This is a genomic window from Neorhizobium descurainiae, from assembly GCF_051400715.1.
In the GTDB taxonomy this organism is placed as follows: Bacteria; Pseudomonadota; Alphaproteobacteria; order Rhizobiales; family Rhizobiaceae; genus Neorhizobium.
In genome coordinates this window covers 74,954-100,471 of record NZ_JBLFFK010000018.1, presented here as the reverse complement: position 1 = coordinate 100,471, position 25,518 = coordinate 74,954, and the positions used below count along the sequence as shown (strand labels likewise).

Here is a 25,518-nt window from a genome sequence, read left to right as displayed (position 1 = left end):
TTGCGGCAAACGCTGCGAGTATAACACATCCCAGAGAGCTCATGATGACGGATATAGTGTACAAGATCGTGCCGGAAACGCTCTGGCGTCGGGCCAAGGAAAAAGGCGTCTTCGAAGGCGCCGAAATCGATTTGAAGGACGGCTATATCCATTTCTCGACCGGCGCCCAGGCGCGGGAGACGGCGAGGCTGCATTTTGCCGGCGTCGCGGGCCTGCTCCTGGTGGCGGTCAACGCGCTCACCTTGGGGGAGGCGCTGAAATTCGAACCCTCGCGCGGCGGTGATCTCTTCCCGCATCTCTACGGCGTCCTGCCGTTCTCCGCGGTCCTCTGGGAAATGCCGCTCCTGATCGGTGCCGACGGCCTGCATGCCTTCCCGGAGAAGATGCCATGATCGGCCCCTTTGCCGGGCTCGCTTCCCGCGGTCTGTTCGTCTTCGATCCGGAAACCGCTCACGGGCTTTCGGTGGCCGCGCTGAAGACCGGCCTCGTGCCCGCCTGCAGCGTGCCGGCCGATCCGCGGCTGGCCCAGACGGTTGCCGGCATCAGGTTCTCGAACCCGATCGGCCTTGCGGCGGGTTACGACAAGAATGCCGAGGTTGCGGATGCGATCCTGAGGCTCGGCTTCGGTTTCACGGAAGTGGGCACGGTGACGCCGAAGCCGCAGTCCGGCAACGACAGGCCGCGCATCTTCCGGCTGATCGAGGATCGCGGCGTCATCAACCGGCTCGGCTTCAACAACGAGGGCCACGAGGCCGCTTTTGCGCGGCTCGCCGCCCGCCGCAATGCTCCGGGGATTATCGGCGTCAATATCGGCGCCAACAAGGATGCGGCCGACCGTGTTGCCGATTACGTCCTCGGCATCCGCAGGTTCTACGGCCTCGCCACCTATTTCACCGTCAACGTCTCCTCGCCCAACACGCCGGGCCTGCGCGATCTCCAGGCGCGCGACAGTCTCAAGGCGCTTCTGGAAGCCGTGCTCGCCGCCCGTGCCGAGGAGGCGGTGCGGCACGGAAAGTCCGTCCCGGTCTTCTTGAAGATCGCGCCTGATCTGACCGAGGAGGGGCTGGACGATATCGCGGCGGAAGCGATCTCCCATCCGCTCGACGGGCTCGTCGTTTCCAACACCACGCTCGCCCGCGACGGGCTGAAGGACCGGATGCAGGCAAAGGAGGCCGGCGGGCTTTCCGGTGTGCCGCTCTTCAGGCGTTCGACCGCCGTGCTCGCGAAGATGCGCAAGCGCGTCGGGCCGGCTCTGCCGATTATCGGCGTCGGCGGCGTTTCCAGCGCCGAGGATGCCCTGGAGAAAGTTCGCGCCGGGGCCGATCTGGTGCAGCTCTATTCCTGCATGGTGTACGAAGGGCCGGGGCTCGCGGCGGCGATCGTCAGGGGCCTGTCTTCGCTCCTCGACCGGGAAAAGGTCTCCTCGATCCGCGAGCTGCGCGATAGCCTCCTCGACTACTGGGCGGATGCGAAACTCTGACGCGCCTTGCGCGGCACCATGGCCGCCAGGAAGAAACCGCGCATCAGGAGGAACAGGTTGAGGGACAGCCACAGCCCGTGATTGCCGAAAGGCGGCACGAGCAGGACAAGGCTCGCGCAATAGCCCGCGAACGAGACCAGCATCATGTTGCGCATCTCGCGCGACCAGGTGGCGCCGATGAAGACGCCGTCCATCTGGAAGGCGAGCGCGCCGGTCAGTCCCGTCACCGCCGCCCAGGCAAGATAGGTATAGGCCTCCTGCCGTACCTCTTCGGATGTCGTGAGCAGATGGATGATCGGCTGGCCGAAGGTGATGAAGAAGAGGCCGACGACGGCGGCCATGGCGAATGACCAGAGGCCTGTGAGCTTTAAGGCTCGGTCGAAGGAAGGCCGGTATTGCGCCCCGACCGCGCGGCCCGCGAGCTGTTCGGCGGCCCCCGCCAGCCCGTCGAGAAAGAAGGCCGACAGCATGAAGATATTCATCAGCACGGCGTTCGCGGCCAGCGTCACGGCGCCGAAGCTGGAGCCCACGCGGGTGAGCAATGCAAACGCTCCGTTGAGGATCAGCGAACGGATCAGGATGTCCGCATTGAGCTGGAAGAGCTGCTTCAGCTTCGCCGTGTCGAATATCTCGGCCCGGCTCGGCTGGTCGGCGGCGGAAAACTGCCGGCTGACGATGACGAGGCCGATCGCCACGGCGCTGGTTTCTGCCGTTGCCGTCGCCCAGGCCACGCCCGCGACGCCCCAGCCCAGGATGAGGCCGAACAGGATGGCGAGTACGATATTCGTGCCGTTCAGAATGATCTGCAGGGTGAGCCCCAGCACGCCCTGACCGCGTCCGAGCACAAAGCCGAGGATAGCGAAATTGGCGAAGGTCGCCGGGCTCGTCAGCACCCGGATGCCGAAATATTGCCGTGTCACCTCGGCAACGGCCGGATCGCTGGTCATCAGGTCCGGCGCGAAGGCGAGGATCAGCGGCGAAAACGCCAGCATGAAGAGGCCGAGCGCGAGCGCGCTCAGGAGCGCCCGCCAGAAGACGGCCTGCTGCTCGTGCCGGTCGCCGCGTCCGAACGCCTGCGCCACGAGCCCGGTGGTCGAGGTACGCAGAAAGCTGAGGCTGCCATAGATGAGGTCGAAAAGGATGGCGCCGATCGCCAGCCCGGCCAGCGCTTCCGGTTTTCCGAGATGGCCGGCCACGGCGGTATCGGTAAGGCCCAGCAGCGGCGTCGTCAGGAAGCCGAGGGTCATGGGGATTGCGATACCCAGCACCAGCCGGTGCGTCACCTCGAATGGCCTGATGGTCTCTCCCTTGTGCCCTCCGCCCTCCACGGATCAGCCCGAGAGAACCATGGCCCAATAGGGCGGGGCGCCGGTGGACGTGCGCGCCATGGCGACGCCGAGGCCTCTGTAGGAGCCGAGCATGTTTTCCAGATGCTTCGGCGAATCGATCCAGGCCTGTACGGCGGCTTCCACCGTGTTCTGGCCGCTCGCGATGTTCTCCGCCGCCGGCAATGGCACGCCGTTCTTCCTCATCCTGCCGCCGAAATCGTCGCCGAAGCCGATCAGATGGCTCATTTCGTTGGCTTTGGCCATGCGCACCGCCTGCTGGACGGCCGCCCTGCGGGCCGGGGTGTCGAGCGACAGCGACGACCGGTTGCGGCTCTGCCTGAGCCTGTTCACCATCGGCAATGCCGCTTCCGTCTCATCCTCGGCACTCGACGTGGGCGTGAGGACATTGGTGGTCGAACAGCCGGCAAGAAGAAGCCCCATGCCGGAAAGGACGAGGAAACCCCGCCGGGTGGGAAGGACGAAGGCGGTCATGTCAGCGGCGGTAGCTCAGGAGACGCAGGATGACGAAGATCGGTATGACGACGATCGCGCCGAGCAGCAGATAGTCGCCGACCCGTCCGAGCGCCCGGAAGCCGTTATACCAGAGGTCCAGGAACCAGTAGCGGATGGTGCCGACGATATTGTCCGGCGTGAAGCCGAAGAACGCGAGAACGAAGCCCACCACCAGGCACACGACGATCAGCTTGACGATCGTGCGGCCCAATGAATCGCCCAGAAACCTGTTGACCCCGTCTGCCATCCTTGTCCTTCTCCGAACTGCAACTGAGAGATAGTCGGCGGCAGCTTCCGCCGCAAGCGTTTCCCCTTAGATAGAACTTGAGTTTTTTTGTGGCTTCGGCGAAGAACCCGCACCTTCAGGGATCATTCCGATGCTGCCCAGCCAGTTTTCTTCCGGCGACGTGATCGCCGACCGCCGCGCCGACTATGCCCGCATGCTGGCGGAGGGGGGCGATTTCGCGGCCGCGGCCGAGCTGATGGAACAGGCGCTGGAGATCGCGCCTTCTTGGGCCGCCGGCTGGTTCCGGCTCGGCGAGTACAGGGAAAAAGCGGGCTTCGAAACCGCTGCGGACGCTTATCGTCGGACGCTCGACCTCGCGCCAGACGACGTCTTCGGTGCCCGATTGAAGCTCGCGCTGCTCGGCGCGGAGGACGTGCCGGACCGGCCGCCGAGCCGCTATGTCGAAGGTCTCTTCGACGATTATGCCGATCGTTTCGATACGGCGCTCGTCGAAAGGCTCGACTATTCCGTTCCCGGCAAGCTTGCCGCGCTCGTCGCGCCTTACGGGCCGTTCATGAACACCGTCGATCTCGGTTGCGGCACCGGCCTCTTCGGCGCCGAAATCCGCGACCGGACGGGCCGCCTCGAAGGCTTCGACCTCTCCCTGAACATGCTGGCAAAGGCTGAGGCCAAGGAGCTCTACGATCACCTCGGCCAGTCCGACCTCAGCCTTTCCCCGGAAGAGTCCGGCCTCTTTTCGGCCGGTCTCGCGAAGCATCGCGCCGATCTTGTCTCGGCGGCCGATGTGCTGATGTATCTCGGCTCGCTGGAAACCGTCTTCCCGCTCGTGCCGGAACTGCTGGCACCGGCCGGCCTTTTCGCCTTTTCGGTCGAGGACGCAGGCGAGGGGGCGACATTTACGCTGCGCGATTCCCTCCGCTACGCCCATTCGGAAGCCTATATCCGCGCCTTGCTGACCGGCTACGGCCTCGATCTTCTCCGGCGTGAGAAGACGGTCATTCGCCTGGATGCCGGCAAACCTGTCCACGGCATTCTGTTTCTGTCGCGAAAGCCCGGCTGATCGATCGTTTCTTGCTTTTTTCCTCGCCGGCTCGTCACCCCTTGAACGCCCTTGATGGCGGTTTTATTGCAGTGCAATATCATCGAAAATAAAGGGGCGAGTGTTGGCTGAGCGAGAGAAGCGTGGCCTTGGTTTCTACAGTCTGGATCCGTCGCAGCATACGCTGCTGGAGGATGCGCAAGGCCTGTTCACAGGCGCCATGGTCGCCGCTCTCGGCTTCTACATGCTGAACAAGGTCGGGCTGCTGACCGGCGGCACGGCGGGCGTCGCCTTTCTCCTGCACTATGCTTTCGGTATCTCGTTCGGCCTGCTGTTCTTCATCGTCAACCTGCCGTTCTATTACCTGTCGTTCCGGCGGCTCGGCTGGGCCTTTTCCCTGAAGACCTTCATCGCCATCGGCCTCGTCTCGGTGATTTCCGAAATCGAGAGCCGCTTCTTCCTGATCGATTACCTGCACCCGTTCTGGGCGGCACTGCTCGGCGGCCTGCTCCTGGGCTATGGTCTCTTGGCGCTTTATCGCCATCGGGCGTCGCTCGGCGGCGTCGGCATCCTGGCGATCTATATCCAGGATCGTTTCGGCATCCAGGCGGGCCTCATCCAGCTTGCCTTCGACCTCGCCGTCATGGTCTGCGCCTTTGCGGTCGTCAGCCCCATGACGGTGGTCTGGTCGGTCCTGGGTGCGGTGATGCTGAACCTTTTCCTCGCCATCAATCACCGCTCCGACCGTTATATCGTCGTGCGGTGATCGCGGGGAGAAGGATCAGGCAGCCTTTGCCGGCTGGTCCACCGGATGCATGGCCCGGAAGCCGACGCAGAGCCGGTTCCAGACGTTGATCACGCCGATCGCGACCGTGATCTTGACCATGTCCTCTTCCGTGAAATGTGCCCTCAGCGTCTCGTAGGCGCTGTCCGGAACATGGGTATCCGCAACGCGGGTGACCGCATCCACCCAGGTTAAGAGCGCGCGTTCCTTCTCGTCATAGATCGGCGATTCCTCCCAGGCGCTCATCAGGTTGATCCACTGTTCGGAAAGCCCGTCGTGGCGGCTTTCCTTCACATGCATGTCGATGCAATAGGCGCAATGATTGATGATCGAGGCCCTGAGCTTGATGAGGTGGATGTGGCGGGGCTCGAGGCCGCATCCTTGAACATAGTTTTCGAGATTTTTGACGGCGTTGTAAGCTTCTTGCGAGGCTTTGAAGAAATTCAAACGGGGCTGCATGGCTTCTCCTTGGTTGCGCCCTCTCAACGGGCTGTTTTGCGTTCGTGGATTTCGAGGAAGGCGCAGCCGCGCGCGGCGATCCCGCCGTCGTCGGTAACCTCCAGGTCCGCCAGGATGTCGGCGATCGACACCTTGGCGAGTTCGGCGCGATAGGCCTTTTCCGCTTTCAGCATCGCGGCGTTGATGCCGCAGGGTTTTGCAAAATAGCGGCCCGGCAGCGGGTTCGGCCCGCGCTGGCGGATTTCGGCGCAGCGGAAGGCAGGCGCCGGGCCTTCGACGGCCAGCACGATGTCGAGCAGAGTGATCTCCTCCGGCGTCTTCGCCAGCCGGTAACCGCCCTTCGGCCCCGGCACCGTATCCACCAGCCCGGCGCCCGAGAGCGCCTGCATGTGTTTCAGGAGATAGCTTGTCGAGACGCCGTGAAACTCCGCCAGCGCCGCTGCCGACAGAACGCCGCCTTCGGAAAGGCGCGAAAGCATGGTCACGCAGTGGATTGCCTGTTCGACGCCGTCGCCGAGTTTCATTACTTGTCTCCAATCGCGGATGATTTTTATCCATGATTATGCGGAAGCGTCAAGCACTCTTCTTTTTCGCCGCTTTCCGCTTATCTTGAGCCTCGTGGACATCGTCGAAACCAAATCCTCCGGCCGAGATGCCGCGCTTCTGCCCCGGCCGTTCCAGACGTGGTTCGCCGAAAAGGGCTGGCAGCCCCGCGCCCACCAGTTGGAATTGCTCTCCCGCGCCACGGCCGGCGAGAACATGCTGCTGATCGCGCCGACCGGCGCCGGCAAGACGCTCGCCGGTTTCCTGCCCTCGCTCACCGATCTCACCCGCCGCGGAAAGATCCCGCCCGGCTCGGCCTTCGTGGGCATCCACACGCTCTACGTTTCGCCCTTGAAGGCGCTGACGGTGGATATCGAGCGCAACCTGATGAAGCCGGTCACCGAAATGGGGCTTTCCGTCACCGTCGAGAACCGTACCGGCGATACGCCGCAGGCCAAGCGCCAGCGCCAGAAGCTCAATCCTCCGGACATCCTGCTGACCACGCCCGAGCAGGTGGCGCTCTTGCTCGCCAACAAGGAGGCGGAACGCTTCTTCAAGGACCTGAGATACGTCGTCCTCGACGAGCTGCATTCGCTGGTCACCTCCAAGCGCGGCCACCTTCTCTCGCTCGATCTCGCGCGCATCCGCAGGCACGCCCCGCACGTGCGGACGATCGGCCTTTCGGCCACCGTCGCCGATCCCATGGACCTGCAGCGCTGGCTGGTGCCGCAGGGCGAGAGCCCGGCCCCGCCCGCCGGCCTCGTGCATGTCACGGGCGGCGCGGCGCCCAACATCGCCATCATGAAGACCGACGACCGCATTCCCTGGTCGGGCCATGTCTCGACCTATGCGATGCCGGAGGTCTACGAGGAGATCAAGCGCCACAAGACGACGCTGATCTTCGTCAATACCCGGTTCCAGGCGGAGCTTCTCTTCCAGACGCTCTGGACGATCAACGAGGACAACCTGCCGATCGCGCTGCATCACGGTTCGCTCGATGCCGGTCAGCGCCGCAAGGTGGAGGCCGCCATGGCCGCCAACAGATTGCGCGCCATCGTCGCCACCTCCACGCTCGACATGGGCATCGACTGGGGCGACGTCGATCTCGTCGTGCATGTCGGCGCGCCGAAGGGGGCGTCGCGGCTCGCCCAGCGCATCGGCCGCTCGAACCACCGAATGGACGAGCCCTCGAAGGCGATCCTGGTCCCCGCCAACCGCTTCGAGGTCATGGAATGCCAGGCGGCGCTCGACGCCAACTATCTCGGCGCACAGGACACGCCGCCGGTCGGCGAAGGCGCGCTGGACGTGCTCGCCCAGCACGTGCTCGGCATGGCCTGCGCCGAACCTTTCGATCCTGTCGAGCTGTACGAGGAGATCACCTCGGCCTCGCCCTATGCCAACCTCTCCTGGGAGATGTTCGAACGCATCGTCGATTTCGTCGCGACCGGCGGTTACGCGCTGCGCTCCTACGAGCGTTATGCCAAGATCCGCAAGACGAAGGATGGCCGCTGGCGCGTCTCCAATCCGCAGGTCGCCCAGCAATACCGCCTGAACCTCGGCACCATCGTGGAGGCGACCGAACTCAACGTCCGGCTCGTGCGGCGTAATGCCAACGGCTCGCTGGGCCGCGGCGGACTTTCGCTGGGCAAGGTCGAGGAATATTTCCTCGAACAGCTGGTGCAGGGCGATACCTTCCTCTTCGCCGGCAAGGTGCTGCGCTTCGAAGGCATCCGCGAGAACGAATGCCTCGTTTCCAACGCCTTCTCGCTCGATCCGAAAATCCCCGCCTATGCCGGCGGCAAGTTTCCGCTCACCACCTATCTGGCGGCTCAGGTCCGCTCCATGCTGGCCGATCCCGACCGCTGGCGCGTATTGCCGGACCAGGTGCGTGACTGGCTCAATATCCAGCGCGACCGCTCGATCGTGCCGAAGGACGACGAGTTGCTGATCGAGACCTTTCCCCGCGGCAAACGCTTCTTTCTGATCGCCTATTGTTTCGAGGGCCGGCTGGCGCACCAGACGCTCGGCATGTTGCTCACCCGAAGGCTCGACCGCATCGGCGCCCATCCGCTCGGCTTCGTCGCGACGGATTATTCGCTCGCCATCTGGGGTCTCTCCGACATGGGCGCGATGATCAGGTCGGGCCGTCTCAGCCTTTCCGATCTCTTCGACGAGGACATGCTGGGCGACGATCTCGAAGCCTGGCTGAACGAAAGCTACATGTTGAAGCGCACCTTCCGCAATTGTGCTGTGATTTCCGGCTTGATCGAGCGCCGCCATCCGGGCAAGGAAAAGACAGGCCGGCAGGTGACGGTCTCGACCGACCTGATCTACGACGTGCTCAGAACCCACGAGCCGGACCACGTGCTCCTGGAGGCGACGCGGCGCGACGCGGCATCCGGGCTTTTGGATATCGGCCGGTTAGGCGATATGCTGAAGCGAATCAGGGGGCACATCACCCACCGCGATCTCGACCGCGTTTCGCCGCTCGCCATCCCGATCATGCTGGAGATCGGCAAGGAGCCGGTGCCGGGCGAGGCGCAGGATGCGGTGCTGCAGGAAGCCGCTGAGGATCTGATCGCGGAGGCGTTGGGGTGACCAAGTGTCCTCCGTCATTCCTGTGCTTGTCACAGGAATCCGGCAGCCGCGTCTGAGGCGCAAGAGACTCCTTTCACGCGAAAGACCTCGCGTGGTTGGATCCCTGTGACAAGCACAGGAATGACGACGTTAGGGCATTGGAAAAAACGAAATTGATGCACCGCCTCGGGCTTGCAGCCCGTTCGACAATGATGACCGGAACCGCCACAGGCGCGGAAGAGATCGTCGTGAACGGCGTTGCCGCCGTCTGCGATCCCATGGGCGGCCTCTATTTGCCGGAAAGCGGGCTGCTCGTCGTTTCCGACCTGCATCTCGAAAAAGGCGCGGCCTTCGCCCGCCGCGGCATGATGCTGCCGCCCTATGACACGATCGCCACGCTCAACATCCTGTCCGCCGTCATTGCCCGCTACGATCCGAGGATCGTCGTCTCGCTTGGCGACAATTTCCATGATCGGAAGGGCTCGGAGCATCTGCCGCAAGAGCTGCGTTCGCTGATCGGCGCCATGGCCAGTGGCCGCGACTGGATCTGGATCAACGGCAACCACGATCCCGACGGCACCGTCGACCTGCCGGGCACCTGCGCCGACGAGCTGTTTTATGGCGGCCTCGTCTTCCGCCACGAGCCGAGCCTGATTTCGGGCCCAAGGGGAAGCAAAGGCGAGATCGCCGGTCATCTGCACCCCGCCGCCACCGTCCGCCGCCGGGAAAAGTCCGTCCGCCGCCCGTGCTTCGCGGGCGACGGTTCGCGCCTTCTCATGCCGGCCTTCGGGGTGCTGGCAGGCGGTCTAGATCTCCGCCACCCGGCCATGCGCGGCCTCTTCGATCATGAGACGCTGGTCGCGCATCTGCTCGGCCGCGACCGCATCTATTCGGTACGTTACGCCAATCTCATCGGCTGATCGGGACGGCATCCCGCTCGAGGCTTCAACGGTAGACCAGCACCGGCGTCTTGGAATTGGCCAGCACCTTCATGGTGACGCTGCCCAGCATGAACGCCTTGAAGCCGGAACGGCCGTGCGAGGCCATGGCGATCAGGTCGCAATTGTACCTGTCGGCCGCCTCGATGATCGTGCTCGCCGGATCGATGCTTTCGAGCTTCACCGTCTCGCAGGCAACCATCCGCTGCTTCGCGGTCTCCGTGGCAGCAGCGAGGATGCGGTCTGCCGCCTCGTTGTTCTGACGGTCGTATTCCGCATAGGCGATTTCCATGCCGGTCGGATTGAGCGTGAAGACCTGCAGCGGTTCCATGACGATCAGTACCGTTGCTTCCGCACCGATTGCATGGGCGAAATCCAGCGTCTCTTCGAGCGCCTTGGTGGAAAGCGGCGAGCCGTCGGTCGGGATGAGAATGTGCTTGTACATATGCGCCTCCGTGATCTTGCAGCCTCAGAATGGCAGCCAGAGTAAGCGCTTCATTGACATTGCTCAATTGTCCCGCACATCCGGCCATGGGTTCTCTCCGTCCCGCAGCCATCTGAGAGTATCCCGCCAGAAACCATGCATATGCCGGGAATGGAACAGGCTGAAATGCCCGATCGCCTCAAGATCGTAGTCCGCGGGTTTCAGCAGCACCTGAGTGACCGTTGCGTTGCGATAGTAGGCGAGCGCCCGCCGGACCGCGGCGACCGTGCCGATATCGTCGTCCGAAATGGCGATGGCCAGGATCGGCGCCTTCACTGCCGCAAAGCGCCGCAGCACGTCTTCCCGCTCACCTTCGGGATGCGTCAGCTCCATCCGGGCGCCCCGAAAGCTCCATTCGTTGGCGATGCCGGCCGGCAGGTCCTCCAGCCAGCCGAGCCGTTTCCCCGGAAAATAGCCGTAGAGTGCCGTCAGCACCGGCATCACGATATGCCACTTCCAGAACAATCTTGCCCGATGCCCGGCCGCATAGTCCCGCCAGTAGGCATATTGCGCGCCGACGGTCAGCATACGGTCGATCCGCTCCGCGCGAGGAGAAAGGCCGGGCAGATAGCCGCCGATGCTGTGGCCCACCACATGGAGCGGCTGTCCGGGCCGGGCCTCGTCCATGAACCGGAGTGCGGCGTCGAAGTCCTGCTCGCCCCAGTCCCGCCAGCGATAGCGGCATCCCCGCAGCGCCTCCGGCCGTGAGAGGCCGATGCCGCGATAATCGTAGGTGAGCACACCGAAGCCCTCCTGAGCGAGGAAATCCGCGTAATAGTGGTAATAGCGGGCAAGCACGCCGGTCGCGGGGTTGATGATGACGCTCCCGAGCGCTGCACCTTTTGCCGGCCAGAGGTGCCCGTGCAGAACCACGCCGTCGCGGCAGGTCAGCGTGACCGGCTCGCCGGCCGGCCGCGGCTTTGATGTTTCCGCTGTGCCGGGGGTTTCGCGGACGGACATGGGTTCTGTGCTGCTCATTGCCTTCCTCCCTTGGCGGGAGGTGAGCATATTCAGCCCTGTGTGCGGCGCAATAAGCCAAAAGATGAAGGCGCCTGCCCCCCTGTGTGCGCCCCGAGGGAGGGCTTGGCCCTTGCCAGGCCTCTCCCTTCATAGCGTTCATGCCTGTTTTCCGACCTCGTAGCGCAGGATGACCGCCCCGTTTGCCGCCGTGGCGGAGGAGATGAGCTTCAGCTCGGTCAGTTGGTCCGCTTTCTTGAAGAGCGGATTGCCGGAACCGAGCAGCACCGGCACGATGCAGATGCGGTATTCGTCGACCAGCCCTTCCTTCATCAGCGAGGCGAGCAGCTCGGCGCTGCCGAAGATGAGGATCGTCCTGCCGTCCTGCGCTTTCAGCGTCTTGAGCTCCGCGACCGGATCGCTGACCACGCGCGTGTTGTTCCAGGCGGCATTCTTCATGGTCTTCGAGACGGCGAGCTTGGCGATGCTGTTCATGTAGTCCTTGACCGGACCTTCGTTCTCGGCCGTCGGCCAGTAGGCCGCCATGCCCTCATAGGTCTTGCGTCCGAAGACCAGCAGATCTCCTTCCTGGCCGAACTGTTCGGAAAGCTCCCGGAGCTCCGGTCCCCAGGCATAGTTGTGAAACTCCAGGTCCCAGGGCTTCTCCCCCTCGAAATATCCGTCCAGCGTCATCAGGTTCCAGGCCACCAGCTTTCTCATGTCATCCTCCATCGCGTTAAAACCAGTTGCATTTAGCAAGCAGTTGAAAGTTAGCGAAACTGATTTTATAATGCAAGCGGTTTTTTGGAGAAAGAAATGGAAGAACTGCATCGGTCGGGCTGCCCGATCAATCTGACGCTGGAGGTTCTCGGCGACCGCTGGAGCCTCATCGTCATCCGCGACATCATGTTCGGCAACCGCCGCCATTTCCGCGAGCTGCTGCAGAATTCGGAGGAGGGGATTGCCTCCAACATCCTGGCCGACCGTGTGAAGCGCCTGGTGGAGCGGGGACTGCTCACCCGCGAGGACGATCCGAGCCACAAGCAGAAGGCGATCTACAGCCTGACCGAAATGTCGATCCGGCTGGTGCCGATCTTCGCGGAGATGGGCGCCTGGGGCCGGCGCTTTCTTCCCGTTTCGGAGGAGCTTTCGATCCGCGCCCAGCTCCTGGAGGAGGGCGGGCGGCCGCTCTGGGAGGATTTCATGCAGGAACTGCGCGTCCTGCATCTGCACGCCCCGCGCGATCCCGACAAACCGTCCGTCTTCGATCGCCTGCGCGCCGCCTATCTCGAAGTCGTCGCCCGCAACAGGGCTGCCGCCGAGGCGGCGGAATGATCAGTCCTTCCGGAAGATCAGGCTGGCGCCCCAGCCGGTGATGACGGCGATCAGCACGCAGAGGAAGCCGTAAGCGATCGGCCGGTTATGCGCGGCGTCGGTGATCGCCTGTTCGATGCCGGTCTTGACGACGCGCAGCGGCAGCTCCTTCTGGAGAATGAGCTGGCCGCTCTTGAAGAGATAGGCGCGCACCACGTGAACCCCGTCCGGAATGTTGGCCGGCAGCCTCAGCGAGGCACGGAAGAGGCTGGACGAGACGAAGCGCACGCCGCTCGTGTCGCGCTGGTAGAGCCCGCTGGTGAGCTTCAGCCGCCGGTAGGCGTCGCGGAATTCGCCGATCAGGCCGGAATCCGGAATGTAGCCGACCGGGTTGAGCGCCAGATGGTCGATGCCGACGCCGATATTGTTGAGGCTCGTCGGCTGGTCGATGCTGTCGATCTGGCGCGTGCTCGCCATCGAATAGCTTTCCGGCACCTGTTCGAAGGTCATCGACTGCGTATTCATCCAGATGCCGAAGACGCGCTCCTTCCTGCGCACCGTCGCATAATCCTTCGGGCCTTCCAGCGTCACCACCAGGTCGTATTGCCCGATCGCCAGGAACAGTTCGTCCGCGTTGGTAAGTGCCCCGAAGATCGTCAGATCCGCGCCGCGGAAGTCCGAGGCGATGGCGATTTCGCTGGTCGAGGCGCCGATCTCCAGTCCTTCCCTCACCGTCGAAGCCTGTCCGAACGGTACCTGCGCCATTGCGGGCGAGGCGAGCGCCGCGAATACGAACAGCAAGGTGGAGCGGAGGAGCCGGCGCATCAGTAGGACAATCCCCCGACCGCGACCGAATAGATGTCCTCCGGCGTCACGATGAGCCCGATCGCGAGGCGGATGCCGACGGCCAGCACGAGCAGCGCCAGCAGCGCGCGAAGCTGCTCGCCGCGCAATTTCTGGCCCACCCGCACCCCGTATTGCGCGCCGATCACGCCGGCGACCATCAGGATCGAGGCGAGCACGATGTCGACGGAATAGTTGGTCGCCGCCTGCACCATGGTCGTATAGGCGGTCACGAAGATGATCTGGAAGAGCGACGTGCCGACGACCACGTTGGTCGGGATGCGCAGGAGATAGATCATCGCCGGCACCATGATGAAGCCGCCGCCGACGCCCATGATCGAGGTGAGCACGCCGATGCCGAAGCCGAGCGTCACGATCGGAACGGCGCTCAGATAGATCTTCGATTTCTTGAACCGCATCTTGAAGGGCAGCCGGTGCACCCAGATGTGCTGGCCGGGGCGCTTCAGCGGCATCGGCTCGTTGCTCTTCGCCCGTTGCATCGCGCGCAGGCTTTCCTGCAGCATCAGCGCGCCGATCGTCCCGAGCAGCACCACGTAGAGAAGCGAGATGAAGAGGTCGAGCTGGCCGACCCGCCGCAGCCAGGAAAAGACCCAGACGCCCGCCGTCGCGCCCAGGAGGCCGCCGACAAGCAGCACCGAGCCGAGCTTCATGTCCAGCGTGCCGCGCCTGAAATGGGTGATCGCGCCGGAGATCGAGGAGGCGACGACCTGGTTGGCGCCGGTTGCGACCGCCACCACGGGCGGAATGTTGTAGAAGATCAGGAGCGGGGTGATCAAAAATCCGCCGCCCACGCCGAACATGCCGGACAGGAAGCCCACGGCTGCGCCCATGCCGAGAATGATGAAGATGTTCACCGAAAGCTCTGCGATCGGCAGGTAGACAGTCACGGCCGAACCCCGAAAAGGCAAGAATCACCGCCTCGCGGGGCGGCGCGATGGTGTGTCCGCCCGCTGCGGCGATGGGATTGTGCGCGACCCTGACCCCTTGAAATTGCCGGCCGGGCGCCTGTTTCCACATGCGCCCGGCACGAGCTGCGAGTCAATTCGCAAGTGTCAGATAATTCGGCAATTTTACCGTTTTTATGGCGGCGTGATTAATAACGCGCAACTCTTCAAACCCGGTCGGGTAAGTAGACTTGGAGAGCTAAGCCTATTTGTTCCGCGCGAGCAGTTCCTTCACCAGCGCATCGTTGATCCTGCCGTTCGGCTCCTGCCCGACCGAGGTCTGGAAGGCCTTGATCGCCGCGGTGGTCCTGGCGCCCATCTTGCCGTCCGGCTGGCCGGCGTCGAAACCGTTCTTGTTGAGGATCGCCTGGATGTTGCGGATCGCCTTCTCCATGTCGACGGAGGCCGTGGTGAGCGGCTTGCCGGAAGCCCATTCGTCCGGCAGGTTGATCGAATTGGCCTGGGGATCGAGCGGCTGCACCTTCCAGTGCTCCGCCTTGGCGCGGGCGCTTTCGAGCTGCTCCTTGCGCATGGCGTTCGCCACCTCGTCGCGCTTCTGGGCGGCGTCCTTGTCGCCGTCCTTAGCCGCGACCGCGAACCATTTGTAGGATTCCTCGAGGTCCTGCTTCACGCCGTTGCCGCGCGCATAGAGGATCGCGAGGTTGAACTGGCTGTCGGCGATGCCGAGATCGGCAGCCTTGCTGAACCATTCCACGGCTGCGGCATAGTCCGGCTGCCCGTTGGCGCCGGAGGCGTAGAGCACGGCGAGATTGTGCATGGCGCTCGCATTGCCGGCCTCTGCCGCCTGTTTGTAGTAGGTCATCGCCCTGGTGAGGTCGCGCGTAACGCCGGTTCCCTTCTCGAAGAGGTTGGCGAGCCGGTACTGCGCCGGGGGGAGCCCCCGGTCGGCGGCGAGCTTGTACCAGTTGGCGGCCTCCGAGAGGTCGGCCTGGACGCCGCGCCCTTCGGTGAAGCGTGCGCCGATTTCGAAGAGGGCGTTGGGATCGCCCGCCGCTGCCGCGTCGGCGAGCGACTTGGGCTCGATGCCGCCGGGAACGGCGATCGCCGCCGGGACGTCGGGATTGAGACCGGGGGCTTCCGTCCTCGGCGCGGCGACGAAATTGTCCTGCGCCTCCGGGGCCGTGCCGGCCGGTTCCATGAGGGAGGGTTCGCCGGCCGCCGGGTTGGGATCGGTGAGATGGGGCGATGCGGCTTCGGGCGCGGGTGCGGTCTCCGCCGGAACTGCCGGCGCGGCGGCGATTTCCGCATCGCTGCCGATGCTGTCGGCGGCCGAGTTTTCGGGTGCGGTGTTCCCGCTGCCGCCGGCCATATCGGCCGGAGCGGGCTCGGCGGGTGTCTCGATCGTTGCGACGGCAGCTGCAGGCGCCTTGGCTCCGCCGGTCAGCGTCTTGGCGAGCGGCATCGCCATCAGTGCCAGAAGCACGGCGCCGACGGCCATCAGGATCGGTCGGCGATGCCGGGAAAATATCGCGCCGATGCCGGTGCCGGAGGGTTTGGCGGCCTTTCGCGGGTCTTTTGCCGGCGAGGCGCCCTGCGAGGGATCGGTTTCCTGCGCGGCGGCCTTGGCGGCGCGGCGGGCGGCGGCGATATAGTCGGCCCGCTCGGTGTTGCCCGGCCGGTCGCCGTCGAATGCGCCGGCGGCCTGGCTGGCGCGGACCCGTTCCAGGATCTTCTTCACATCCGGAGCCCCGGAGCCCGGTTCCAGGAGATCGTTCTCGTAGTCGGACGGCAGCGCATCCGAGGGATCGAGCGAAGGCGCGGGCTCGACGACGGCACGGCTGCTCTTTGCAGCTTCGCCCTTGCCGCCCGGCAGGAAGCGGCGGGAAAGTTCGGTGAGCAGGCTGGGCTTGGCGGTCTTGTCGTTCGGCGCGGTCTTGGTGTCCGCCCGAAGCGGCGCGTCGGTCTCGGCGACTTCGCCGGCGGCGGTTTCGCGGGTGCCGAAGGCTGCGGCCGGTTGCGGCAGTCTCTCGGCGTTCATCACCTCCTCGGGCGATGTGGCGGAAAGCGACGCGGCAGCCGGCGTGGCGGGGGCGGAAAGGCGGGCTTCGTATCGCTCCGCCGCGCCGTAATGCCGCTCCCGCTCCGCCTGGGCGGAAACGGCAAGGCTTTCTTCCATGCCGTCCAGACGGTCGGCGATCTGCACCAGCGTGCCGTGCAGGGCTTCGAAGGTCCGATGCGTCCGCTCTTCCGAGCTGCGCGTCAGGTCTTCGAGATGCCGCAGATCGTCGGCGAGCGCGGAAAGCGCGGCCATGTCGGCGGCGGCGACCGGAGCGCCGGAGGCCGTTTGGCGCGAATAGGCTTCGACGACGGCTTCGGCCGCCTGGCGGGCCGCCTCGATGATGTATTCGTCATTGGTCGCCATATAGCTTTCGATCGCCGTCATGCGGCCGTCGAAATCGGCAGGTAGCGCGCCGGGGTGTGGCTGGCTGATCAGCGCCGAAAGATGGGCGATCTGTTCCTCGAGATTGCGCAGCGCGCCGTCGTCGCTTCGCGGCGCGGCTGCCGCCTCGTTCAGACGGGCGGCGATGTCGCTCAGCCGGTCCTCGATGCGGCCGACTGCATTCTCATCCATCGCCGGCTGCATGCGCGGCTGATAGTCCATTTCCTCGATCCGCCGCGCGAGATGGTCGAGCCGTTCTGCAAGCACATCGTTGACGGAGCCCTTTTCCAGGCCCTCGATCCTGCGGGAAATGTCGGCAAGATGGTGAAAAATCTCCGGCTGTTCGGTCGGCTTCTGGGCCTGTTCGAGGATTAGCGAAAGCTGCTCCAGCCGGTCTTCCAGGCGCAGGGCGGCCTGTTCGTCGGTCAGCTCTTCGATGCGGCCCGTGAGCGCTTCGATACGGGCCGAAAGCAACTCGGTCGGATCCGCCTGATGGTGAGACGCCTGGCTCAGTGCGTCGATCTGATCGGCCAGCGCGCCGATCCGTCCTTCGAGCCGCTGCAGGAAGGACTGGTCGATCGATGCGGCGGCGGAAGCGCGCCCGCCGGCTGCGATCGCCCGGCTGATTTCGTCGAGCCGCTGGTCGAGGGTGGAGAAATGCTCGGAGAAGGCCGCGCTGCTCGGCTGCATGTGCGAGCCGAGCTGCTCCATGGCGCTGGCAACGGTGATCAGCTTCTGCTCCAGCGCCCGGATGACCGGGTTGTCGCTCATCTCGCCGAGCTGGCTCTTGATGTCGTCGATGCGATAGGCGAGCGAGACGAGTTCCTCGCGCAGCGCTGCCGAGTCGAGGTCGTGCATGCGCTCTTCGAGCCCCTGCCAGCGGCTTTCCATCCGCCGCACGGAATCCTCGCGGGCGAGCCCTTCCATGACGGTGCGCAGCTCCTCGAACTCGGCGCGCAGGCCGGCCGCCTCCGGCGTCGCCTGGTATCCGAGCTGATTGATGCCTTCCGCAAGCCGGGCAAGATCTTCGCGCAGGTCCTCTGTGAAGTGCTGGTCCTCGGCGACGGATATGATCGAGCGGATTTCGCTGCGGAGGGCGTTCATCTCGCGCGCGACGCCTTCGGAAATATCCTGCTTCAGCTCCTGGCGCAGGCTCACCAGAGCCTGGGCGATATCCCGCATGCCGCTGTCGGCCTGTTGCGCCGGCATGTGCGGTGGTGCAGCCGGACGGGCGAATTCCTCGCGGCGCGGCGGGGCCGCGTAGCGCGTTTCCGCATAACCGGACGTTTCGGCGCGTCCTGCCGTCTGGCGCTCGCGAGGCCGGTAGGCTTCCGGCGGTCGCACGTCGCTCGGCCGCGGCCCGGCAGGGCGGGGCTCTTCGCGCCGCGCCTCGGGCGCGGGCTGGCGGTCGGAGCGGACGCTGCGGTCGCGACCGGTTTCGAGCATGCGCTGGCGCTCGCGGATCTGGGCGAGCGGATCGCCGGCGAATTCGGGAGCGCGATGGGGGACCGTGGCCGGCGCCGGGCGCCGTTCCTGGCGCGGATCCCGGTGTTCGAGGCTCTTCGATGAACGGGGATCGCGGCCGGCTCCCGACATCAGCCCCTCGATACGAGCCTCCAGCCCTTCGATGGTGCGGTTCAGCGCATCCAGGGAAGAGCGGTCGCCATGACGGTGAGGAGTCGATCGTGATCCGTTCATTTTGCTCGCTCGTTTCGACGTTGTACTTGCCGGCCCTCGTCAAGGCCACGCCGGAGGAATCGTCTCCACCCGTGGAATCAGCCTTATATTAGGGGTACCTTACGCAAGACTTGCCATTCCGACGGGCATTGCTTTTCCCAAAGCAAATACGCCGCGTCGGCTGAGAACCCACTATTTCCTGAAACGTGGTAAACAAGTCGTTAATCGACGTAAAAATTTAACCTTTTTGATGCATCGGTCCCTGCATCGAGGTGATGACGTTCGCCCCGCGCTCCCTATCTTCCCGCTCTTCCGTCCGGCTCACGAACGCTCCACCGGCCGGAACATGTGCGCGAGGCGGCATTGCAGCAGTGAGGGGTAGCGAAATTACGGGCCGTGAACATTTGACGTTTACGCAAACGTCAATTATTCATGATAGAGGAAATTCGGACCGCGCCATGCGTCGAAGGTCCGGGACGAGGATATGGAGGAAGCTCGACAATGCCAGTGTACAAGGCGCCGGTGAACGACACGCTTTTCATCTTGAACGATGTGCTGGGACTGGAGCGCTACGGCAATCTGCCGGGTTTTGCCGATGCCACGCCGGACATGCTGGAGGCGATCGTGGGCGAGGCGGCCAAGGTTGCGGAAGACGTGCTTTTCCCGCTCAATCTCTCCGGAGACCAGGAAGGCTGCACCCGAAGCGATGACGGGTCGGTCTCGGTGCCGAAGGGCTTCAAGGAAGCCTACGACCAGTATTGCCAGGGCGGCTGGATCGGGCTTGCAGTGCCCGAGGAATTCGGCGGGCAGGGGCTTCCCTATACGCTTCACGCCGCCGTCGGCGAATACATGTCGTCGGCCAACATGTCGCTGATAATGTATCCGGGCCTCACCCAGGGCGCGATCGCCGCGATCCTCGTTCACGGTTCGGACGAGCAGAAGAAGACCTACCTGCCGAAGATGGTGGAAGGCACCTGGTCGGGCACCATGAACCTGACCGAGCCCCATTGCGGCACCGATCTCGGCCTTCTCCGGACCCGCGCCGTGCCGAACGGCGACGGCTCCTACAAGATCTCCGGCCAGAAGATCTTCATCTCCGCCGGCGAGCACGGCATGACGGACAACATCATCCACCTTGTGCTGGCCCGCATCGAGGGCGCGCCGGAAGGCACCAAGGGCATCTCGCTCTTCATCGTGCCGAAGTTCATGGTGGGTGCCGACGGTTCGCTGGGCGAGCGCAACGGCGTTTCCTGCGGCGCGATCGAGCACAAGATGGGCATCCACGGCAACGCCACCTGCGTCATGAACTACGACGAGGCGACCGGCTATCTCATCGGCGCCGAGAACAAGGGCCTCGCCGCCATGTTCGTGATGATGAACGAGGCACGTTTGGGCGTCGGTCTCCAGGGGCTGGCGATCGCCGAGACCGCCTATCAGAACGCCGTCGCCTATGCCCGCGAGCGTATCCAGGGCCGTTCGCTCTCCGGTCCGAAGGCGCCGGACAAGAAGGCGGACCCGATTATCGTGCATGCCGATATCCGCCGCACGCTGATGACGATCCGCGCCTTCAACGAGGCCGGTCGCGCCTTCCTGCTTTGGACCGCGCTGAAATCCGACATCGCCCACCGCTCGGAAGATGCGGCCGAGCGGCAGAATGCAGACGATCTACTCGGTCTCGCGACCCCCATCCTCAAGGGCGTCATGACCGACAAGGGCTTCGATCATGCCGTCATGGCCCAGCAGGTCTTCGGCGGCCACGGCTATATCGAAGAGCACGGCATGAGCCAGTATGTGCGCGATGCGCGCATCACCATGATCTACGAAGGGGCGAACGGCATCCAGGCGCTCGATCTCGTCGGCCGCAAGCTGGCGCTGAACGGCGGCCGCGCCGTCATGGCCATGTTCAAGGAGATCGGCGATTTCTGCGAGGAAAACCGCGCCGACGAGAACATGGTCCTCTTCACCAAGGGCCTCAAGAAGGGCTTGAACGACCTGCAGGCCGCAACCATGTGGTTCATGCAGAACGCCATGGCCAAGCCCGACAATGCCGGCGCCGGCTCGACCGATTACATGCACCTCTTCGGCCTCGTGACGCTCGGCTACATGTGGGCGAAGATCGCCAAGGCCGCGCAGGAGAAGCTTGCCGCGGGCGACGCCCGGGAGGATTATCTGAAGAACAAGCTCGTCACCGCGAAGTTCTTCATGGAGCGCATCATGCCGGAAACGGCGCTGCGCAAGGCCCGTATCGAAACCGGCGCCGATACGATGATGGAACTGGCTGCGGAAGCGTTTTGATTGGAACTACCCCCTCTGGCCTGCCGGCCATCTCCCCCACAAGGGGGGAGAAGACAAGTGGCAACCGCTTGCCTTAAACGAGCGTCGGCAGAGCGGCGGGGTTAAGCCCTCCCCCTTGTAGGGAGGGTTTGGGAGGGGTCTTCTCTCCCGCATTGATATTGAGGCAAGGTAAATTGCCGCCCCCAAAGGGTAAACGGGAGAGATGACACCATGACCGAAGTCTTCATTTACGACCATGTGCGCACCCCGCGCGGTCGCGGCAAGAAGGACGGATCCTTGCACGAAGTGCCGTCCGTCCGTCTCGCCGCCAAGACGCTGGAAGCGATCCGCGACAGGAACGGCCTCGATACGACGACCGTCGACGATATCATCATGGGCTGCGTCGATCCGGTCATGGATGCCGGCGCCGTCATCCCCAAGGCCGCCGCCTTCGAGGCCGGCTATTCCACCCGTGCTCCCGGCATGCAGATCTCCCGCTTCTGCGCCTCGGGCCTCGATGCGGTGAACTTCGCGGCCGGCAAGGTCGCGGCCGGCTCCGACGATATCGTCATCGCCGGCGGCGTCGAGAGCATGTCGCGCGTCGGCATGGGCATGTCCGGCGGCGCCTGGTACATGGACCCGTCCGTCAATTTCCCCGCTTTCTTCATGCCGCAGGGCGTCTCGGCCGATCTCATCGCCACGAAATACGGCTTCTCCCGCGATGATGTCGATGCCTATGCCGTCGAGAGCCAGAAGCGCGCCGGCAAGGCCTGGGATGCCGGCTATTTCAAGAACTCCGTCATTCCGGTGAAGGATCAGAACGGCCTCACCATCCTCGACCGCGACGAGCACATGCGCCCGACCACCGACATGCAGTCGCTCGCATCCTTGAACCCGTCCTTCCAGATGCCGGGCGAGATGGGCGGTTTCGAAGCCGTCGGCATCCAGGCCCATCCGGAAATCGAGCGCATCAACTACGTCCACCACGCCGGCAATTCGTCGGGCATCGTCGATGGCGCGGCGGCCGTCCTCATCGGCTCCAAGGCCGGCGGCGAGAGCATGAGCCTGAAACCGCGTGCCCGCATAAAAGCCTTCGCCAATATCGGCTCCGATCCGGCGCTGATGCTGACCGGCCCGGTGGATGTCACCGAAAAGCTCCTGAAGCGCTCCGGCATGAAGCTCTCGGATATCGATCTCTTCGAATTGAACGAAGCCTTCGCCGCCGTGGTGCTGCGCTACATGCAGGCCTTCGACATTCCGCATGACAGGATCAACGTCAACGGCGGTGCGATCGCCATGGGCCACCCGCTCGGCGCCACCGGCGCGATGATCCTCGGCACGGTGCTGGACGAGCTGGAACGCCGCGATCTCAATACCGCGCTGGTGACACTCTGCATCGGCGCCGGCATGGGCACCGCGACGATTATCGAACGGGTTTGAGGGCCAACCCTCCCCCTTGTGGGGAGGGTCGAGCGAAGCGAGGGGAGGGGTCTTTGGACACCAATTCCCCTCCCCAACCCCTCCCCACAAGGGGGAGGGGCTAGCCGACAGAATTCTAGGGAAGAGGAAATCCCGATATGAGCACCTACAAGAACTTCACCGTCGAAACCGACGCAGACGGCATCGCCCTCGTCACCTGGGACATGCCGGAAAAATCGATGAACGTCTTCACCATGGAGGTGATGGACGAGATCGAAAAGATCGTCGATGCCACGGTCGCCGATAGCGCCGTCAAGGGCGTGGTCTTCACCTCCGGCAAGTCCTCCTTCTCGGGCGGGGCCGATCTCACCATGATCAAGGGCATGTTCTCCATGCTCGCCGAAGAGCAGGCGAAGGACCCGGCGACGGCCGCCCGGAAACTCTTCGATGCCGCCGGCCGCATGTCGCAGCTTTGGCGCAAGGTCGAAACCAACGGCAAGCCCTGGGTCTCGGCCATCAACGGCACCTGCATGGGCGGCGCGTTCGAACTGTCGCTCGCCTGCCATGGTCGTGTCGCCGCCAATTCCAAGTCGGTCAAGATCGCGCTGCCGGAAGTCAAAGTCGGCATCTTCCCGGGCGCGGGCGGCACGCAGCGCGTGCCGCGGCTGGCGAACGCGCAGGATGCCCTGCAGATGATGACCACCGGCCAGAGCCTGACGGCGCAGCGCGCCAAGGCTATGGGCCTCGTGCATCAGGTGGTCGAACCCGCCGAACTCGTCAATGCCGCCAAGCAGATGATCAAGGACGGCCTGAAGCCCGTCGCCCCGTGGGATGAAAAGGGCTTCAAGGTGCCGGGCGGCGGCGTCTGGACCCCGGCGGCGGCGCAGCTCTTCCCGGCAGCCCCCGCCATCCTCCGCCGCGAAACCGGCGGCAATTATCCGGGCGCTCTGGCGATCTTGAAATGCGTCTATGAGGGCCTGCAGCTTCCCTTCGATACGGCCCTCAAGGTCGAGCAGCGTTATTTCACGGAAATCCTGCAGACCACCGAAGCCTTCTCGATGATCCGCTCGCTCTTCGTCTCCATGCAGGAGCTCGGCAAGGGCGCCCGCCGCCCGGCCGGCGTCCCGAAGACGGAGTTCAAAAAGGTCGGCGTCGTCGGCGCCGGCTTCATGGGTGCCTCGATCGCCTATGTCACGGCCGCCGCCGGCATTCCCGTCACCCTCATCGACCGGGATCAGGAAGCCGCCGACAAGGGCAAGGCCGTCTCCGAAAAGCTGGTGGCCGATTCTATCGGTAAGGGAAGGATGACCAAGGAAGAAGGCGAAAAGCTGCTCGCCCTCATCACCCCGACGCCGGATTATGCGACGCTCGCCGATGCCTCGCTCGTCGTCGAAGCCGTCTTCGAGGACCGCGCGGTCAAGAAGGCGGTCATCAACCAGGTCGAAGCGGTCATTCCGGAGACCACCGTCTTCGCCTCCAACACCTCCACCCTGCCGATCACCGGGCTTGCGCAGAATTCGAAGCGGCCCGACCAGTTCATCGGCGTGCATTTCTTCTCGCCGGTCGAGAAGATGATGCTGACCGAGGTGATCCTCGGCGAAAAGTCCGGCGACAAGGCGCTGGCGGTCGCGCTGGATTATGTCGCGGCGATCAAGAAGACGCCGATCGTCGTCAACGATACGCGCGGCTTCTATGTCAACCGCTGCGTCTTCCGCTACATCAACGAAGCCTATGACATGCTGATCGAAGGCGTGCCGGCGGCGATGATCGAGAACGCCGCCAAGATGGCCGGCATGCCGGTCGGCCCGCTGTCCCTGAACGACGAGGTCGCCGTCGATCTTTCCCAGAAGATCATGAAGGCCTCCATCGCCGATCTCGGCCCCAACGCCGTCAAGGTGGAGCACATGGCGCTCATCGACCAGATGGTGGATGTCTTCGACCGCCGCGGCCGCAAGAACGCCAAGGGCTTCTACGAATACCCCGCCAAGCCCGCCAAGAAATATCTCTGGCCGGAACTGAAGACGCTCTTCCCGCAGAAAAAGGCGGAGGATGTGGATGTCAATGTGCTCAAGCAGCGCCTTCTCGTCACCATCGCGCTCGAAGCCGCCCGCACCATGGAAGAGGGCATCGTCACCGATCCGCGCGAGGCCGATGTCGGCTCCATCCTCGGCTTCGGCTTCGCCCCCTATACCGGCGGCACGCTCTCCTACATCGACGGCATGGGCGTGAAGAAATTCGTGGAACTCTGCGAGAAGCTGGCGGCATCCTACGGCGACCACTTCAAGCCGACGGAGCTCTTGAAGGACATGGCGGCAAACGGCGAGACGTTCTACGGACGCTTCGATCCGTATGGGGAGGGAAAGAAGGCGGCGTGAGGCGGCTTTCTTTATTAGTTAGGGGCGATGAAGTCAGGCCGGTCTATTTCTTCTGATTGCCCGCAAAAGCGGCCGTCAGGCCAAGGCCAATATAGACGAAACCGCTGACCCAGCGTTCAGCCTTCAGATAGACGGGGCTGCGCTTTAGCCAATTACCGGCCGTTCCGGCAGCAAGTGCGTAGGTGCTATCCGTCAGAACGCCGATCGCTGTGTAGAGAATTCCGAGAAAAGCGATCTGCATTGCCACATGGCCACGGTCGACCTCAACGAACTGCGGCAGGAAAGCCAGAAAGAACAGCGCTGTCTTCGGATTGAGGAGGTTGACTATAAAGCCCTCACGAAAGAGGCGCATGCGGCTGCGCGCTGGTAAACCGCCCTCGACGTCGGGAATGCCCGACGGGCCGAAGAGTTTCTTGAGGCCAAGCCAGATCAGGTAGGCCGCGCCGGCATACTTCACCACGCTGAAGGCGAGCGCGGACGACGCCAGGAGCGCCGACAGCCCCACAGCAGCGGCGGCGACATGAACAAGCGTGGCCGTGTGGATGCCAAGGATCGAAACGAGGCCGGCAGAACGGCCCTGCTCGACCGAGCGCGCGAAGATGTAAAGGACTGCTGGTCCCGGCACGAGAAGCAACACCAGGGTCGCGCTGACGAACAGGCTGAGATTGGTTGCACTGGGAATTGCCAAATCCATGATTGTCTTGCCCCGTTTCCTACGGCAGTAGCGATAGCATTGGACTGCGTCCAAGGCGAGGTAAACCTGCAGCTTTGGGTCGAAAGCGGTCTCTACATATGTTCCTCGTAGGACAAAACCACCACCTCTCCCCAATCCCATCAACCACTTAACCCCTTTCTCATCCCCGCCCCCAAAACCTGTGCCTACAATCTTCCCGTTCCGTCA

The 25,518-nt window shown here is 64.0% G+C and carries 22 protein-coding genes; 10 read left to right on the top strand and 12 right to left on the bottom strand.

Annotation, left to right across the window (positions count from 1 at the left end; all coding sequences use genetic code 11):
• Positions 1-41 precede the first annotated feature (41 nt).
• Both ACMGE0_RS25055 and ACMGE0_RS25050 read left to right on the top strand, forming a co-directional pair.
• Positions 42-392, top strand: a complete 351-nt coding sequence (locus ACMGE0_RS25055; RefSeq protein ID WP_436818609.1) for a DUF952 domain-containing protein — start codon at positions 42-44, stop codon at positions 390-392.
• Entirely contained in the window at positions 389-1,480 is a 1,092-nt protein-coding gene (locus ACMGE0_RS25050) for a quinone-dependent dihydroorotate dehydrogenase (protein ID WP_436818608.1), read from the top strand. The genes ACMGE0_RS25055 and ACMGE0_RS25050 overlap by 4 nt, the downstream gene beginning before the upstream one ends.
• Here ACMGE0_RS25050 and ACMGE0_RS25045 read toward each other — a convergent pair.
• The 3 genes from ACMGE0_RS25045 to ACMGE0_RS25035 are packed head-to-tail and all read right to left on the bottom strand — an operon-like array spanning position 1,456 to position 3,568.
• Positions 1,456-2,808: an MATE family efflux transporter gene (locus ACMGE0_RS25045; protein ID WP_436818607.1), complete on the bottom strand. Its 1,353-nt coding sequence runs from the start codon at positions 2,806-2,808 to the stop codon at positions 1,456-1,458. The two genes, ACMGE0_RS25050 and ACMGE0_RS25045, sit on opposite strands and share 25 nt — an antisense overlap.
• A 3-nt stretch (positions 2,809-2,811) precedes the next feature.
• On the bottom strand, positions 2,812-3,300 hold the full coding sequence (locus ACMGE0_RS25040; RefSeq protein WP_436818606.1) for a CAP domain-containing protein: 489 nt from the start codon (positions 3,298-3,300) through the stop codon (positions 2,812-2,814).
• A gap of 1 nt (position 3,301) precedes the next feature.
• Positions 3,302-3,568, bottom strand: coding sequence for a DUF6460 domain-containing protein (locus tag ACMGE0_RS25035; RefSeq protein WP_085422267.1), 267 nt, complete (start codon positions 3,566-3,568; stop codon positions 3,302-3,304).
• Between the two features lie 130 nt (positions 3,569-3,698).
• Here ACMGE0_RS25035 and ACMGE0_RS25030 point away from each other — a divergent pair, with 130 nt between their 5' ends.
• Together ACMGE0_RS25030 and ACMGE0_RS25025 are read left to right on the top strand one after the other, a co-directional pair.
• Positions 3,699-4,628: a class I SAM-dependent DNA methyltransferase gene (locus tag ACMGE0_RS25030; protein ID WP_436818605.1), complete on the top strand. Its 930-nt coding sequence runs from the start codon at positions 3,699-3,701 to the stop codon at positions 4,626-4,628.
• Between the two features lie 103 nt (positions 4,629-4,731).
• Positions 4,732-5,373, top strand: coding sequence for a YitT family protein (locus tag ACMGE0_RS25025; RefSeq protein ID WP_436818604.1), 642 nt, complete (start codon positions 4,732-4,734; stop codon positions 5,371-5,373).
• A 15-nt stretch (positions 5,374-5,388) separates the two neighbouring features.
• Here the strand turns inward: ACMGE0_RS25025 and ACMGE0_RS25020 are convergent, their stop codons facing one another.
• A complete protein-coding gene (locus ACMGE0_RS25020) occupies positions 5,389-5,850 on the bottom strand; it encodes a carboxymuconolactone decarboxylase family protein (protein WP_436818603.1) in 462 nt (153 codons plus the stop codon).
• 23 nt (positions 5,851-5,873) lie between these two features.
• A complete protein-coding gene (locus tag ACMGE0_RS25015; protein WP_436818602.1) occupies positions 5,874-6,374 on the bottom strand; it encodes an RrF2 family transcriptional regulator in 501 nt (166 codons plus the stop codon).
• 19 nt (positions 6,375-6,393) lie between these two features.
• On the opposite strand from ACMGE0_RS25015, the gene ACMGE0_RS25010 reads away from it, so the two are divergent.
• Together ACMGE0_RS25010 and pdeM are read left to right on the top strand one after the other, a co-directional pair.
• Complete coding sequence (locus ACMGE0_RS25010; protein WP_436818601.1) at positions 6,394-8,991, top strand: ligase-associated DNA damage response DEXH box helicase; 2,598 nt, start codon at positions 6,394-6,396, stop codon at positions 8,989-8,991.
• Positions 8,992-9,179: 188 nt separating this feature from the next.
• Positions 9,180-9,890 carry a ligase-associated DNA damage response endonuclease PdeM gene (gene pdeM / locus ACMGE0_RS25005; RefSeq protein ID WP_436818645.1) on the top strand — a complete coding sequence of 237 codons (711 nt, stop codon included), beginning with the start codon at positions 9,180-9,182 and terminating at the stop codon, positions 9,888-9,890.
• A 25-nt stretch (positions 9,891-9,915) separates the two neighbouring features.
• On the opposite strand, the gene ACMGE0_RS25000 is transcribed toward pdeM, so the two are convergent.
• The 3 genes from ACMGE0_RS25000 to ACMGE0_RS24990 form a co-directional block, all read right to left on the bottom strand.
• Positions 9,916-10,353 (bottom strand): universal stress protein, encoded by a 438-nt coding sequence (locus ACMGE0_RS25000; protein ID WP_436818600.1) that lies wholly within the window; start codon positions 10,351-10,353, stop codon positions 9,916-9,918.
• 63 nt (positions 10,354-10,416) lie between these two features.
• Entirely contained in the window at positions 10,417-11,370 is a 954-nt protein-coding gene (locus ACMGE0_RS24995; RefSeq protein ID WP_436818599.1) for an alpha/beta hydrolase family protein, read from the bottom strand.
• Positions 11,371-11,508: 138 nt separating this feature from the next.
• Entirely contained in the window at positions 11,509-12,069 is a 561-nt protein-coding gene (locus tag ACMGE0_RS24990) for a dihydrofolate reductase family protein (protein ID WP_436818598.1), read from the bottom strand.
• A 96-nt stretch (positions 12,070-12,165) separates the two neighbouring features.
• Between ACMGE0_RS24990 and ACMGE0_RS24985 the strand changes: the two genes are divergently transcribed.
• On the top strand, positions 12,166-12,684 hold the full coding sequence (locus tag ACMGE0_RS24985; protein WP_436818597.1) for a winged helix-turn-helix transcriptional regulator: 519 nt from the start codon (positions 12,166-12,168) through the stop codon (positions 12,682-12,684).
• On the opposite strand, the gene ACMGE0_RS24980 is transcribed toward ACMGE0_RS24985, so the two are convergent.
• The 3 genes from ACMGE0_RS24980 to ACMGE0_RS24970 all read right to left on the bottom strand — a co-directional run bounded on the left by ACMGE0_RS24980 (position 12,685) and on the right by ACMGE0_RS24970 (position 18,570).
• Complete coding sequence (locus ACMGE0_RS24980) at positions 12,685-13,488, bottom strand: TIGR02186 family protein (protein WP_436818596.1); 804 nt, start codon at positions 13,486-13,488, stop codon at positions 12,685-12,687.
• The gene (locus ACMGE0_RS24975; RefSeq protein WP_436818595.1) at positions 13,488-14,414 is read right to left on the bottom strand and encodes a sulfite exporter TauE/SafE family protein; all 927 of its coding nucleotides are present in this window, start codon (positions 14,412-14,414) and stop codon (positions 13,488-13,490) included. Before ACMGE0_RS24975 ends, ACMGE0_RS24980 begins: the two co-directional genes overlap by 1 nt.
• A 262-nt stretch (positions 14,415-14,676) precedes the next feature.
• On the bottom strand, positions 14,677-18,570 hold the full coding sequence (locus ACMGE0_RS24970) for a peptidoglycan-binding protein (protein ID WP_436818594.1): 3,894 nt from the start codon (positions 18,568-18,570) through the stop codon (positions 14,677-14,679).
• A 480-nt stretch (positions 18,571-19,050) separates the two neighbouring features.
• On the opposite strand from ACMGE0_RS24970, the gene ACMGE0_RS24965 reads away from it, so the two are divergent.
• The 3 genes from ACMGE0_RS24965 to ACMGE0_RS24955 all read left to right on the top strand — a co-directional run bounded on the left by ACMGE0_RS24965 (position 19,051) and on the right by ACMGE0_RS24955 (position 24,617).
• Complete coding sequence (locus tag ACMGE0_RS24965; protein ID WP_436818593.1) at positions 19,051-20,844, top strand: acyl-CoA dehydrogenase C-terminal domain-containing protein; 1,794 nt, start codon at positions 19,051-19,053, stop codon at positions 20,842-20,844.
• 210 nt (positions 20,845-21,054) lie between these two features.
• Entirely contained in the window at positions 21,055-22,263 is a 1,209-nt protein-coding gene (locus ACMGE0_RS24960) for an acetyl-CoA C-acetyltransferase (protein WP_436818592.1), read from the top strand.
• Between the two features lie 137 nt (positions 22,264-22,400).
• Positions 22,401-24,617, top strand: coding sequence for an FAD-dependent oxidoreductase (locus ACMGE0_RS24955; protein WP_436818591.1), 2,217 nt, complete (start codon positions 22,401-22,403; stop codon positions 24,615-24,617).
• A 43-nt stretch (positions 24,618-24,660) separates the two neighbouring features.
• On the opposite strand, the gene ACMGE0_RS24950 is transcribed toward ACMGE0_RS24955, so the two are convergent.
• The gene (locus ACMGE0_RS24950) at positions 24,661-25,311 is read right to left on the bottom strand and encodes a LysE family translocator (protein WP_436818590.1); all 651 of its coding nucleotides are present in this window, start codon (positions 25,309-25,311) and stop codon (positions 24,661-24,663) included.
• Positions 25,312-25,518: the final 207 nt, after the last annotated feature.

Coding starts and splice junctions, on each gene's coding strand:
- ACMGE0_RS25055 (WP_436818609.1), top strand. CDS start 42: ATGATGACGGATATAGTGTACAAGATCGTGCCGGAAACGCTCTGGCGT.
- ACMGE0_RS25050 (WP_436818608.1), top strand. CDS start 389: ATGATCGGCCCCTTTGCCGGGCTCGCTTCCCGCGGTCTGTTCGTCTTC.
- ACMGE0_RS25040 (WP_436818606.1), bottom strand. CDS start 3,300: ATGACCGCCTTCGTCCTTCCCACCCGGCGGGGTTTCCTCGTCCTTTCC.
- ACMGE0_RS25035 (WP_085422267.1), bottom strand. CDS start 3,568: ATGGCAGACGGGGTCAACAGGTTTCTGGGCGATTCATTGGGCCGCACG.
- ACMGE0_RS25030 (WP_436818605.1), top strand. CDS start 3,699: ATGCTGCCCAGCCAGTTTTCTTCCGGCGACGTGATCGCCGACCGCCGC.
- ACMGE0_RS25020 (WP_436818603.1), bottom strand. CDS start 5,850: ATGCAGCCCCGTTTGAATTTCTTCAAAGCCTCGCAAGAAGCTTACAAC.
- ACMGE0_RS25015 (WP_436818602.1), bottom strand. CDS start 6,374: ATGAAACTCGGCGACGGCGTCGAACAGGCAATCCACTGCGTGACCATG.
- ACMGE0_RS25010 (WP_436818601.1), top strand. CDS start 6,394: ATGATTTTTATCCATGATTATGCGGAAGCGTCAAGCACTCTTCTTTTT.
- pdeM (WP_436818645.1), top strand. CDS start 9,180: ATGATGACCGGAACCGCCACAGGCGCGGAAGAGATCGTCGTGAACGGC.
- ACMGE0_RS25000 (WP_436818600.1), bottom strand. CDS start 10,353: ATGTACAAGCACATTCTCATCCCGACCGACGGCTCGCCGCTTTCCACC.
- ACMGE0_RS24995 (WP_436818599.1), bottom strand. CDS start 11,370: ATGAGCAGCACAGAACCCATGTCCGTCCGCGAAACCCCCGGCACAGCG.
- ACMGE0_RS24990 (WP_436818598.1), bottom strand. CDS start 12,069: ATGAGAAAGCTGGTGGCCTGGAACCTGATGACGCTGGACGGATATTTC.
- ACMGE0_RS24985 (WP_436818597.1), top strand. CDS start 12,166: ATGGAAGAACTGCATCGGTCGGGCTGCCCGATCAATCTGACGCTGGAG.
- ACMGE0_RS24980 (WP_436818596.1), bottom strand. CDS start 13,488: ATGCGCCGGCTCCTCCGCTCCACCTTGCTGTTCGTATTCGCGGCGCTC.
- ACMGE0_RS24970 (WP_436818594.1), bottom strand. CDS start 18,570: ATGAACGGATCACGATCGACTCCTCACCGTCATGGCGACCGCTCTTCC.
- ACMGE0_RS24965 (WP_436818593.1), top strand. CDS start 19,051: ATGCCAGTGTACAAGGCGCCGGTGAACGACACGCTTTTCATCTTGAAC.
- ACMGE0_RS24960 (WP_436818592.1), top strand. CDS start 21,055: ATGACCGAAGTCTTCATTTACGACCATGTGCGCACCCCGCGCGGTCGC.
- ACMGE0_RS24955 (WP_436818591.1), top strand. CDS start 22,401: ATGAGCACCTACAAGAACTTCACCGTCGAAACCGACGCAGACGGCATC.
- ACMGE0_RS24950 (WP_436818590.1), bottom strand. CDS start 25,311: ATGGATTTGGCAATTCCCAGTGCAACCAATCTCAGCCTGTTCGTCAGC.